Below are 12473 nucleotides of genomic sequence, written 5' to 3' on the forward strand. Positions count from 1 at the left end.
AACGCCTGATCCATCACTCGATGCCATCCGACAGGGAGACGGCAGCCTTGAGCAGCAATACACCGCGTCAACCCGTACGCGACCTGCGGTTCTTTCTTACTGTGCCGCACGCCTGCAGCTATCTGCCGGGCAAGGAAGCGACCACCCTGTTCCTGGATCCCAAGGAATCCCCGGGACAGGGCGTATATGACGCGCTTACGCTACTTGGCTTCCGTCGCAGCGGTCTGCATCTTTACCGCCCTCACTGCGAAGGCTGCCACGCCTGCATCTCCGTGCGAATCCCGGTAGCGGACTTTAGCCCCAATCGCACCCAGCGACGCCTGATGCGGCGCAATGCTGACCTGACCATCGAGGTGGTGCCGGCGCAGTTCGACTCCCGCCACTACGACCTCTACGCCCGCTATATCTGCACGCGCCACCATGACGGCGACATGTTCCCACCGAGTCACGAGCAGTACCGTACCTTCCTGAGCCTCGATCAGCCCTACGCGAGACTGCTGGAGATGCGCCTGGACGGAAAGCTGGTAGCGGTATCGGCCTTCGACGAGCTGCGCCATGGCTTGTCCGCCATCTACACCTTCTTCGACCCGGACCACAGCCTCGAGCGCCGTTCTCTTGGCACCCAGGCTGTGCTGGCTCTGATCCAGATGGCATCCCTGAAGGGACTCCCCCACGTCTATCTGGGCTACTGGATCGAGGAGTGCCGCAAGATGAGCTACAAGAGCAGCTTCTCGCCCCTCGAGCGCCTGGATGGCCGGCTCTGGCGACGACTGGTACCGATCGACAGCGAGTAATCGCCCAACCTGATAGCTCAAGCACGTTCTCTGCTCCCTAGAGAGCGGCAGAAGATCGTGAACTTTGCTTATCCTTGAGAGCTAACCTGCCATCTGCCTTTGCCATCTGGCTCCGGGGATACTGGAAAGCGGCAGAATATCGCGCACCTTGAGGGGCTAACCTGCTCTCAATGGCCATCTGCTTTTGCCCTCTGACTCCGGGGATACTGGAAAGCAGCAGAATATCGCGCACTTTGAGAGGCTAGCCTGCTATCAATGGCCATCTGCCTTTGCCATCTGCCTCCGGGGATACTGGAAAGCGGCAGAATATCGTGAACTTTGCTTATCCTTGAGAGCTAACCTGCCATCTGCCTTTGCCATCTGACTCCGGGGATACTGGAAAGCGGCAGAATATCGTGAGCTTTGAGGGCCGATCAGCCATCTGCCTTTGCCATCTGCTTCTGCATCCGGCAGAATATCGCGCTATCCTGACCACAGTAACGGCAGTGACGCCTCAAGGTCAGGCATCTTTTCGATTTCACCAGCGAGGATTCGCCTATATGGCACGCGAAGACCATATCGAAATGGAAGGCGTGGTCGTCGACACCCTTCCCAACACCATGTTCCGGGTCGAACTGGAAAACGGCCACGTGGTGACCGCCCACATCTCGGGCAAGATGCGCAAGAACTACATCCGCATCCTGACCGGTGACAAGGTCAAGGTCGAGCTGACTCCCTACGACCTGTCCAAGGGTCGCATCGTCTACCGTTCCCGTTGAGAACGGCCGGCGTCAGCGCTTCAGCGCCGACGCTACTTGCCGGTAACGCGCCTTAGCGGCGCGCCCCACCCCACCGGCAAGCGCAGCCCCCTTTCGCAAGACAGCAAGACTCTGGTGCAGCACCAGCCCTGCTTTGCCTGACGCAGCAGGGCGGCACCGCCTCGTCCAAAAGCCGGGCAACGACCCGCTACCGGGGACTCGCACGGCTGTTGCCGTCCAGACCCTGCTGGATACAAACGACGACGCCCCGTCGTTGACGGGGCGTCGCGTAGTTTCACTTCCTGACCAGTCGAAGCAACCAACTTGCTGATAGTCTCAGCAGGCAGGCCCAACAGGCAGGCTTCAGGCTTGGCCACACCCCACAAAGCCTGCCTCGACGCTCAAGGCGCGTCGGCCATCTCCACGTCGGTGGACAGGTGAAGCTCTCCGTCCTCCAGACTGACGTGCACCAGACCACCGTGCTCGGCCAGATCGCCGAACAGGATCATCTCGGCCAGGGGCTTCTTCAGCTTTTCCTGGATCAGTCGAGCCATGGGGCGGGCGCCCATGTCCGGGTCGTAACCCATGGTCGCCAGCCAGTCGCGCGCCTCGTCGTCCACCTCGAGCTGCACCCGCTTCTCGTCGAGCTGGGCCTGCAGTTCCACCAGGAACTTGTCGACCACATTGCGTACGACAGGCTTGGCCAGTGACGCGAACTGGATGATGCCATCCAGACGGTTGCGGAACTCCGGCGTGAAGGTCTTGCGAATCGCCTCCATGGCATCGGTGGAGTGGTCCTGGGTCTGGAAACCGATCGAGCGACGCGTCGCGATCTCGACCCCGGCGTTGGAGGTCATGATCAGAATGACGTGACGGAAATCCGCCTCGCGCCCGTTGTTGTCGGTCAGACGACCGTGGTCCATGACCTGCAGCAGCAGGTTGAAGACCTCGGGGTGCGCCTTCTCGATCTCGTCGAGCAGCAGCACGCAGTGGGGCTGCTTGGTGACCGCCTCGGTCAGCAGACCACCCTGGTCATAGCCGACATAGCCAGGAGGTGCGCCGATCAGCCGCGATACCGTGTGCCGTTCCATGTACTCGGACATGTCGAAGCGCAGCAGTTCGACCCCCATGATATGGGCCAGCTGACGCGCCACCTCGGTCTTGCCGACGCCGGTGGGGCCGGCGAACAGGAAGCTGCCGACCGGCTTGTCCGGCGACTTGAGCCCGGCGCGGGACAGCTTGATCGCCGCCGCCAGGCTGTCGATGGCCTCATCCTGACCGAACACCAGCATCTTGAGATCGCGATCCAGGTTCTCGAGCAGCTTGCGATCGGAGCTGGACACGCTCTTCGGCGGAATCCGCGCGATGGAAGCGACCACCGCCTCGACCTGATCGACGTCGATGGTGTCCACGCGCATCTCAGGCGGCAGCAGGCGCTGGTGGGCACCGGCCTCATCGATGACATCGATGGCCTTGTCCGGCAGGAAGCGGTCGTTGATGTAGCGATCCGCCAGCCGCGCGGCGCTGTCCAGCGCGGCGTCGGTGTACTTGAGCTGGTGGTGCTCCTCGAAGCGTGAACGCAGCCCCTTGAGGATCTTGATGGAGTCCTCGACCGAGGGGGCCATCACATCGACCTTCTGGAAACGACGTGCCAGGGCACGATCCTTCTCGAAGATACCGCGGAATTCCTGGAAGGTGGTGGAGCCGATACAGCGCAGCTCGCCGGAGGACAGCAGCGGCTTGAGCAGGTTCGATGCGTCCATCACTCCACCGGACGCCGCACCGGCGCCGATCACCGTATGGATCTCATCGATGAACAGGATGGCGTTGGGCAGCTTGCGCAGTTCCGCCAGCAGGCTCTTCAAGCGCTTCTCGAAGTCACCACGATACTTGGTACCCGCCAGCAGCGCGCCCATGTCCAGCGAGTACACCACGGCGTCGCCGATCACATCGGGCACGTCTTCCTCGACGATGCGCTTGGCCAGGCCCTCGGCGATGGCGGTCTTGCCGACGCCGGCCTCACCGACCAGCAAGGGGTTGTTCTTGCGCCGCCGTGCCAGAATCTGCACCACCCGCTCGAGCTCATGATCACGCCCGATCAGGGGGTCGATCTTGCCCATGCGGGCCTGCTCGTTGAGGTTGGTGGCAAAACCGGTCAACGGATTGCCGCCGGCCTCGCTGCCGGCTTCCTCGGCGTCCTCGGCCTCGGGAGCCGCCGAAGACGGGCTCTGGCCGTGGCCGGTGACCTTGGAGATCCCGTGGGCGATGTAGTTGACCGCATCGACCCGTGCCACGTTCTGCTGCTTGAGGAAGTAGACCGCCTGGCTCTCCTGCTCGGAGAAGATCGCAACCAGTACGTTGGCACCGGTCACTTCGCTCTTGCCAGAAGACTGCACGTGGAACACGGCCCGCTGAAGCACTCGCTGGAAGCCCAGCGTCGGCTGGGTCTCGCGCTCGGTCTGGTCTTCCGGAATCAGCGGGGTGGTGGAATTGATGAAATCCTGCAGGTCGGACCGCAGCTTGTCGAGATTGGCCCCACAGGCACGCAGCACATCTGATGCTGAAGCATTATCCAGAAGCGCCAGCAACAAGTGCTCCACGGTCATGAACTCATGGCGCTTGGAACGCGCCACGGTGAAGGCCGTGTTCAGGGTCAGTTCAAGTTCTTTGCTCAGCATGGCAGTCCCCTTCTCGCCGCATAGGGCTTGCATCGGATCTTTTGTGGTCCGGCACCATCAACATCGGGTACAAATGGCGCCGTTGCAAGTTCTTCGTCAACGCAGCAGCCGTCTCTCGTTAACGCGGGGCCGGCTTGTGCGGATCTGTGACCACTCGTCGCCGCCAGCGGCAGCACTGTCAGGGCGATCCGATATCGACCCGTCTCAGTCCGCTGCCTCGATATCGCTCAACAGCGGATGCTGGCACTCTCTCGCATACTCGTTGACCTGATGGCTCTTGGTCTCGGCGATGTCATGGGTAAAGACACCGCAGGTTGCCTTTCCGTGGCTGTGGACCGTCAGCATGATCTGCACGGCGGTCTCGCTGTCCAGATGGAAGAAGGTCTGCAGCACCTCCACCACAAACTCCATGGGGGTGAAGTCGTCGTTATGCAAGACAACCTTATACATGGGTGGCCTGGCCACCTCGGGGTCAGCCTCCTGGGTCGCCAGATCACCGTCATCCTGCTCGCCCGGCTCACTGGGCGGACGGGTCATTCCGGCGAAGGGGGCGCGGATCCAGACAGGATCCTCCTCTCTTGCGTTGAACATAGGCCTCACACTGTCAATCGGGTGCCTGCGCCCACCCGCGTCGAGCATTGGACGTCGGCGGCGCGGCAGGGTTCCGTTCCGTCTCCCATTATCGGAAATCCGACGGACGCTTTCACGCAAAAAACGTACAAAGCAAAAAGCCCCCGCCCGAGCGGGCGAGGGCCTTTTCAGAGCGCCGCGATGAACAGCCGGTACGGGCGATAGCGATCACCGGCACCAGACGCTGTCATCGGACGATCGGTACGTCGCTTACATGTTGTCGGCGACGGCCTGACCGAACTCGGAGCACTTGAACAGCGTGGCGTTTTCCATCAGGCGATGGAAGTCGTAGGTGACCTCGCCCTTGCTGATGGCCTTCTCCACGCCCTTGAGCACCAGATCGGCGGCCTCGACCCAACCCATGTGGCGCAGCATCATCTCGGCGGAGAGGATCAGCGAGCCCGGGTTGACCTTGTCCTGGCCGGCGTACTTCGGCGCGGTGCCGTGGGTCGCCTCGAACATGGCGGTGGTGTCGGAGATGTTGGCGCCCGGCGCGATGCCGATGCCGCCCACTTCCGCCGCCAGGGCGTCGGACAGGTAGTCACCGTTCAGGTTCAGGGTGGCGATGACGTCGTATTCGGCCGGACGCAGCAGGATCTGCTGCAGCATGGCGTCGGCGATGACGTCCTTGACCACGATGTCCTTGCCGGTCTTCGGGTTCTTGAAGGTCATCCAGGGGCCGCCATCGAGGAGTTCGGCGCCGAACTCTTCCTTGGCCAGCTCGTAGCCCCAATCCTTGAAGGAGCCTTCGGTGAACTTCATGATGTTGCCCTTGTGCACCAGGGTCAGCGACTCGCGGTCGTTGTCGATGGTGTACTGCAGGGCCTGACGGACCAGACGCTTGGTGCCTTCGATGGAGACCGGCTTGACGCCGATGCCACAGTTCTCGGGGAAGCGGATGTTGGTGACACCCATCTCTTCACGCAGGAACTTGATGACCTTGTCGGCTTCCGCGGTACCGGCCTTCCATTCGATGCCGGCGTAGATATCTTCGGAGTTCTCGCGGAAGATGACCATGTCGACGTCGGCAGGCTTCTTGACCGGGCTCGGCACGCCTTCGAACCAGCGCACCGGGCGCTGACAGACGTACAGATCCAGCTTCTGGCGCAGCGCCACGTTCAGTGAACGGATGCCGCCACCGACCGGCGTGGTCAGCGGGCCCTTGATGGAAACGATGTAGTCCTTGACCGCTTCCAGGGTCTCTTCCGGCAGCCAGGTGTCCGCGTCATAGACGTGGGTGGCCTTCTCGCCGGCGTAGACTTCCATCCAGTGGATCTTGCGCTCGCCGTTGTAAGCCTTCTGCACAGCGGCGTCGATGGCGATCTTCATCGCCGGGGTCACGTCGACACCGATACCGTCACCCTCGATGAAGGGAATGATCGGATTATTCGGTACGTTCAGGCTGTTGTCGGCGTTGGCGGTGATCTTTTCGCCGCCCTCAGGGACGACAATTTTCTGGAAACCCATTGAGAACTCCCCTGTCAGGTCTATTCAGTGGAGCGCGGAGTATAGCATTACCCCCCGCGCCCGGAGTAGGCTTTGTCGACAATCTTTGGAAAAGGCCTAAACGGCCCGCCGCCACGCCTTCCGAGCCAGATCATCGAGCCCGCCCATGAGTCAACTTTATCTGCTGCACAAGCCCTATCGGGTGCTGTCCCAGTTCACCGATGACCAGGGACGCAATACCCTGGCCTCGCTGATCGACGTGCCGGACATCTATCCGGCCGGCCGCCTCGACTACGATTCCGAAGGCCTGTTGTTGCTCAGTGACGATGGCGAGTTGATTCATCGTATCAGCCACCCGCGCCACAAGCAGCCGAAGACGTATCGAGTGCTCGTCGAGGGACAGCCGGACGATCGGGCCTTGAAGGCGCTCGCCGAAGGGGTCACTCTCAACGATGGACCCACCCGGCCGGCCAAGGTCCGGCGATTGACGACCAGCGGGCTGCCCGAGCGCACGCCACCGCTGGACCCGAAGCGCCATCCCGTTACCTGCTGGCTGGAGCTGACCATCAGCGAGGGGCGCAATCGCCAGGTGCGCAGGATGACCGCCCATGTGGGCCACCCGACGCTGAGGCTGGTACGCGTCGCCATCGGCCCCTGGCGGCTCGACGGCCTGGCCCCGGGACAATGGCAGCGCCAGACGCTGCACGCGCCAAAGCGCCCCCGGGGCTCAGCCCCTACAACAAGGAGACGCCGATAATGCGCTGGACCCCCTACGTGACCGTGGCCACGGTGGTCGAACGAGCCGGTCGTTTCCTGCTGGTGGAAGAAGACCGTGGCGGCCCCCATACCCTGTTCAACCAGCCCGCTGGCCACCTGGAACCCGGTGAGCGCATCCGCGACGGCGCCCTGCGCGAGGTCGCCGAAGAGACCGCCTGGCGGGTCGGCATCACCGACTACCTGGGCATGTACGTGTACGAGGCCCCGGACGGCAAGACCTTCCACAGCCACGCCTTCTTTGGCATGGCGCTGGCCCACCTGGGCACCGAACTGGACCGGGATATCATGGCCATCCATTGGCTGACCCTGGAGGACGTCGAGGCGCTGGAGCGCGAGGGCCGCCTGCGCAGCCCACTGGTGATCAAGCGCATCCGCGACGCCCTGGCCGGCAAGACCTTCCCGATGGAGGTGCTGCACGAACGCTGAGGCTTCGGTTGACGGGTGCAATTCGTGTATAATCACCGCCCATTTGCCCCACCACTCCGAGAGTCGTTATGTCAGCGTCCACCGGCAAAGTCATCGTCGGCATGTCCGGCGGCGTCGATTCCTCCGTTTCCGCCCTCCGCCTGATCCAACAGGGCTATCAGGTGGAAGGGCTGTTCATGAAGAACTGGGATGAGGACGACGGCACCGAATACTGCACCGCCATGGAAGACCTGGCGGACGCCGAAGCGGTGTGCAAGAAGCTCGACATTCCCCTGCACACGGCCAACTTTGCCGCCGAGTACTGGGACAACGTGTTCGAGCACTTCCTCGCCGAGTACAAGGCCGGACGCACACCGAATCCCGATATCCTTTGCAACCGCGAAATCAAGTTCAAGGTGTTCCTCGACTACGCCGAGATGCTCGGCGCCGAGATGATCGCCACCGGTCACTATGTTCGCCGCGGCGAGCGCGACGGCCGCCCGCGACTGCTCAAGGGACTCGACGGCAACAAGGACCAGAGCTACTTCCTGCACGCCGTGCCGGAAGCCGCCATCGCGCGCACCCTGTTCCCGGTGGGCGAGATCGAAAAGCCCGAGGTTCGCGCCATCGCCGAACAGCACGATCTGGTTACCGCAAAGAAGAAGGACTCCACCGGTATCTGCTTCATCGGCGAGCGCCGCTTCAGCGACTTTCTCAAGCAGTACCTGCCGGCCCAGCCGGGGACCATCGAGACACCGGACGGCGACGTCATCGGCGATCACATGGGCCTGATGTACTACACCCTGGGCCAGCGCCAGGGCCTCGGCATCGGCGGTCTCGCCAACTATTCGGAAGACCCCTGGTACGTGGCCGACAAGGACCTCGAGCGCAACGTGCTGATCGCGGTTCAAGGCAAGCATCACCCTCTGTTGTACACCGACAGCCTGGCCACCGAGGCGATGGATTGGGTCGCCGGTGAGCCGCCTTGCGCCGAGGGGCGCTTCAGCGCCAAGACCCGCTATCGTCAGGACGACGTGCCATGCACGCTGACGACCCGGGCCGATGGCGGCGTCGCGGTACACTTCGACGACCCACAGCGAGCCGTGACACCGGGCCAATCGCTGGTCATCTACGACGGTGACGTCTGCCTCGGCGGCGGCGTCATCCGGTCCACCTGGAACGCCGAGGAGCGAGCGGCATGACCGATTCGGTACCTATCCACCGCGCCCCCGAGTCCCCGGCGGCTCGCCAGGCGATCGCCCTGGCCGGCGTATTTCAGGCCGCCCATCTGGTCGACGAGCTGGCGCGCACCGGCCAGGTCGACAGCCGCGCCTGGGACACCCAGATCACCGCCACCCTGGAAACCAACCCGCCAACCTTCGAATCCATCTATGGCGGGCATCCCAACAATCTGCGCCTGGGGCTCGAGACCCTGGAGGCAGTGCTCGGCCGACGCCAGGCCAACCCGGTGGTGATGCGCTACGGCTTCAGCCTGATGCTGCTGATGAACAAGCTGCGCACCCAGCCCGACATGATGGACGCGCTCGGCACCCACCTGACCCGTATCCAGGGCCAGGCCGAACACTTCGGTCCGACCCACGAGAACGTCGTGGCGAGCCTCGGCGAGGCCTACCAGCAGACGCTTTCCACCTTCAAGAACCGAATCGTGGTCCAGGGCGACCCTTCGCTGCTGCAAAGCCGGATGATGCCGGAGCGGGTCCGCGCCTGCCTGCTCTCCGGCATTCGCTTCGGCCTGCTGTGGCACCAGCAGGGCGGACGTCGCTGGAAGCTGATCTTCCAGCGGGGCAGCCTCAAGCGCGCCCTGGACACCCTCTGATCGCTCGATCTTCCTTTCCTACCCGTACCGGAAAACCGCCATGCAACTCTCCGCTCTCACCGCCCTCTCTCCCGTCGACGGTCGCTACGGCAGCAAGGCCGAATCACTGCGCGAACACTTCAGCGAATTTGGCCTGATCCGCGCCCGCGTCATCGTCGAGATCCGCTGGCTGGAGCGCCTGGCCGCGCACCCGCAGATCACCGAGGTGCCGGAGCTGTCGGCCACCGCCACAGCCTTCCTGGATGGCCTGGTCAAGAACTTCAGCGAAGCCGACGCGGCGCGCATCAAGGACATCGAGCGCACCACCAACCACGACGTCAAGGCGGTCGAGTACTGGATCAAGGAAGCCATTGCCGACAATGCAGAGCTGCATGCCGTCACCGAGTTCGTGCACTTCGCCTGCACCAGCGAGGACATCAACAACCTGTCCTACGGCGTGATGCTGCGCGATGGCCTCGACAGCCTGCTGCCGACCATGCGCCAGGTGGCCGACGAGATCGCCCGTCTGGCCGAAGAACACGCTGCCGTGCCAATGCTGTCGCGCACCCATGGTCAGACCGCCAGCCCCACCACCCTGGGCAAGGAAATGGCCAACGTGGCCTACCGTCTGCGCCGCCAGCTCAAGCAGATCGAAAGCGCCGAGGTGCTGGGCAAGATCAACGGCGCCGTGGGCAACTACAACGCCCACCTGGCCACCTACCCGGACATCGACTGGGAGGCCAACGCTCGCACCTTCGTCGAAGGCCTGGGCCTGACCTTCAACCCCTATACCACCCAGATCGAACCCCACGACTATATCGCCGAGCTGTTCGACGCTGTGTGTCGCTTCAACACCATCCTGATCGACTTCGATCGTGACGTCTGGGGCTACATCTCGCTGGGTTACTTCAAGCAGCGCACCGTGGCCGGCGAGATCGGCTCCTCGACCATGCCGCACAAGGTCAACCCGATCGACTTCGAGAACTCCGAGGGTAATCTGGGCCTGGCCAATGCCATCCTCGCCCACCTGGCCCAGAAGCTGCCGATCTCCCGCTGGCAGCGTGACCTGACCGACTCCACCGTGCTGCGCAACCTGGGCGTCGGTCTGGCCTACGGCCTGATCGCCTACCAGGCCTCGCTGAAAGGCATCGGCAAGCTCGAGGCCAACCCCCAGCGTCTGGCCGAGGACCTGGACACCAGCTGGGAAGTGCTGGCCGAGCCGATCCAGACGGTGATGCGTCGCTACGGCATCGAGAAGCCCTACGAAAAGTTGAAGGAGCTGACCCGCGGCAAACGCATCGACCAGGCCGGTTTTGCCGCCTTCATCGATGGTCTGGAACTGCCCGACGAGGTCAAGGCAGAGCTCAAGCAGCTGACCCCCGGCAACTACATCGGCAATGCCGTCGAGCAGGCTCGCGCCCTGCCGCAGCACTGAGCCGGAGCCGCTGACAGAACCCCGCTTCACCCCGCCAATCGGTGGGGTGAGGCGTTTCTGGAGCCCTCTCTTCGGGGCCGGGGCCGATACCTAGCCCGCTACTCCCAATCACCATCAGGATTCCTCATGTCAACTGATACCCCCCTCACCCTGCTGGGCGGCCTGACATCGGCAGAGTTCCTGCGCGATGTCTGGCAACAGCAACCGCTGCTGATCCGTGGCGCCTTCCCAGACTTCGACAACCCGCTGACGCCAGACGAACTGGCCGGGCTCGCCTGCGAGGACAATATCGAGGCACGCCTGGTCGAGGAACAGGGCCCCGACGGACCCTGGCAGGTCAGCCACGGCCCCTTCGACGAGGCCACCTTCGCCCGCCTGCCGGAGCGCGACTGGACCCTGCTGGTACAGGCGGTGGATCACTATGTGCCGGAGGTCGCCGCCCTGCTGGAGGACTTCACCTTCCTGCCGCGCTGGCGCCTGGATGACATCATGGTCAGCTACGCGCCTCCGGGGGGCAGTGTCGGCCCGCACCTGGACCAGTACGATGTCTTCCTGCTCCAGGGCAGCGGTCAGCGCCGCTGGCAGCTTGGCGGCAAGGTGGCCGATGACGCCCCGATCCTGCGCGGCATCGACCTGCGCATCCTCGAGACCTTCGAGGTCAACGCCGATCAGGACTGGGTGCTGGAGCCCGGCGACATGCTCTACCTGCCCCCCGGCTGGGCGCACCACGGGGTCAGTCAGAGCGATGACTGCATGACCTACTCGGTGGGCTTTCGCGCCCCCTCGGCGGACGAGGCGATCACCTCCTTCGCCGACTACCTGGGTGAGCAGCAACCCCCCTCTCGCCGCTACGGCGATGCCGGAATGACCCCGGCCGAGGACCCGGGCGAACTCGATCAGGCGGCTCTGTCACGCATGCGCCAGTTGATCCTCGAGACCCTGGACGATCCGGCCCAGATGGCCCAGTGGTTCGGCCGGGTGATGACCCAGCCCAAGTACGTGGACCAGCTCGAGCCCAGCGAGACACCGACGGCGCCAGACGAGCTTGTCGCTGCACTACAGGAAGGCGAAGTGCTGGTGGCCGCGCCAGGCTCTCGCTTCGCCTGGCACGCTCTGGCGGACGACCGGGCCACCCTGTTTGCCGACGGCGACGGCATCGACTGCGATCTGGCGCTGGCCCGCGAGATCGCCAACCGCGGCGAGTTCGACGCCTCGCTGCTCGACTACCCCGGCGCCGCCGAGGTGCTGACACGGCTGTTCGACTCCGGCAGCCTTGGCTGGCCGGTTGACGACATGGAGGACGACGATGCCTGAGGTGGTGATCGAACAGGGAAGCTGGGAACAACTGGGGGAAGCGGCCGGTGACATTCGCTATCGCGTCTTCGTCATCGAACAGCAGGTGCCGATCGAGGAAGAGTGGGACGGCCTCGACCCCGACTGCCTGCATTTCCTGGCGCGCCAGGACGAGCGTGTACTGGGTACGGCGAGACTGCTGCCCGATGGCCATATCGGTCGCGTGGCGGTGCTTGCCGAAGCCCGGGGACTCGGCGTCGGCGTGGCGCTGATGCGCGCCACCATCGAGGCTGCGCGACAGCGTGGTCACTCGAGCGTCGAGCTCGCCGCCCAGACCCATGCGCTCGGTTTCTACGAAGCCCTGGGCTTCCGCGCCGAGGGAGATATCTTCCTCGACGCCGGCATTCCGCATCGCAATATGACCCTCTCCCTGAACGACTGACCTCTCCGTCAACTCCTCCG

12 protein-coding genes are annotated in these 12473 nt (G+C 63.7%); 9 read left to right on the plus strand and 3 right to left on the minus strand.

What is annotated here, in order from left to right:
- The first annotated feature begins 47 nt into the window (after positions 1–47).
- A complete protein-coding gene (locus NFI08_RS21045) occupies positions 48–794 on the plus strand; it encodes an arginyltransferase (protein WP_045992908.1) in 747 nt (248 codons plus the stop codon).
- 539 nt (positions 795–1333) lie between these two features.
- Entirely contained in the window at positions 1334–1552 is a 219-nt protein-coding gene (gene infA, locus NFI08_RS21050; RefSeq protein WP_013332816.1) for a translation initiation factor IF-1, read from the plus strand.
- 380 nt (positions 1553–1932) lie between these two features.
- Here the strand turns inward: infA and clpA are convergent, their stop codons facing one another.
- The 3 genes from clpA to icd form a co-directional block, all read right to left on the minus strand.
- Positions 1933–4209 carry an ATP-dependent Clp protease ATP-binding subunit ClpA gene (gene clpA / locus NFI08_RS21055; protein WP_045992909.1) on the minus strand — a complete coding sequence of 759 codons (2277 nt, stop codon included), beginning with the start codon at positions 4207–4209 and terminating at the stop codon, positions 1933–1935.
- 204 nt (positions 4210–4413) lie between these two features.
- On the minus strand, positions 4414–4800 hold the full coding sequence (gene clpS / locus NFI08_RS21060) for an ATP-dependent Clp protease adapter ClpS (protein WP_083970414.1): 387 nt from the start codon (positions 4798–4800) through the stop codon (positions 4414–4416).
- 249 nt (positions 4801–5049) lie between these two features.
- Positions 5050–6306, minus strand: a complete 1257-nt coding sequence (gene icd, locus NFI08_RS21065; RefSeq protein WP_045992911.1) for an NADP-dependent isocitrate dehydrogenase — start codon at positions 6304–6306, stop codon at positions 5050–5052.
- A 145-nt stretch (positions 6307–6451) separates the two neighbouring features.
- Here icd and NFI08_RS21070 point away from each other — a divergent pair, with 145 nt between their 5' ends.
- The 7 genes from NFI08_RS21070 (at position 6452) to NFI08_RS21100 (ending at position 12453) form a co-directional block, all read left to right on the plus strand.
- The gene (locus tag NFI08_RS21070; RefSeq protein ID WP_045992912.1) at positions 6452–7042 is read left to right on the plus strand and encodes a pseudouridine synthase; all 591 of its coding nucleotides are present in this window, start codon (positions 6452–6454) and stop codon (positions 7040–7042) included.
- A complete protein-coding gene (locus NFI08_RS21075) occupies positions 7039–7488 on the plus strand; it encodes an NUDIX domain-containing protein (RefSeq protein ID WP_045992993.1) in 450 nt (149 codons plus the stop codon). Before NFI08_RS21070 ends, NFI08_RS21075 begins: the two co-directional genes overlap by 4 nt.
- Before the next feature lie 68 nt (positions 7489–7556).
- Positions 7557–8669 (plus strand): tRNA 2-thiouridine(34) synthase MnmA, encoded by a 1113-nt coding sequence (gene mnmA / locus NFI08_RS21080; RefSeq protein ID WP_349591417.1) that lies wholly within the window; start codon positions 7557–7559, stop codon positions 8667–8669.
- Positions 8666–9304: a high frequency lysogenization protein HflD gene (gene hflD, locus NFI08_RS21085; protein ID WP_045992914.1), complete on the plus strand. Its 639-nt coding sequence runs from the start codon at positions 8666–8668 to the stop codon at positions 9302–9304. The genes mnmA and hflD overlap by 4 nt, the downstream gene beginning before the upstream one ends.
- Before the next feature lie 40 nt (positions 9305–9344).
- Entirely contained in the window at positions 9345–10718 is a 1374-nt protein-coding gene (gene purB / locus NFI08_RS21090; RefSeq protein ID WP_045992915.1) for an adenylosuccinate lyase, read from the plus strand.
- Positions 10719–10844: 126 nt separating this feature from the next.
- Complete coding sequence (locus NFI08_RS21095; protein WP_349591418.1) at positions 10845–12032, plus strand: JmjC domain-containing protein; 1188 nt, start codon at positions 10845–10847, stop codon at positions 12030–12032.
- A complete protein-coding gene (locus tag NFI08_RS21100; RefSeq protein ID WP_124804137.1) occupies positions 12025–12453 on the plus strand; it encodes a GNAT family N-acetyltransferase in 429 nt (142 codons plus the stop codon). The genes NFI08_RS21095 and NFI08_RS21100 overlap by 8 nt, the downstream gene beginning before the upstream one ends.
- Positions 12454–12473 lie beyond the last annotated feature (20 nt).

The sequence above is a fragment of the Halomonas sp. EF61 genome, from assembly GCF_040147045.1.
Lineage (GTDB): Bacteria > Pseudomonadota > Gammaproteobacteria > Pseudomonadales > Halomonadaceae > Halomonas > Halomonas litopenaei.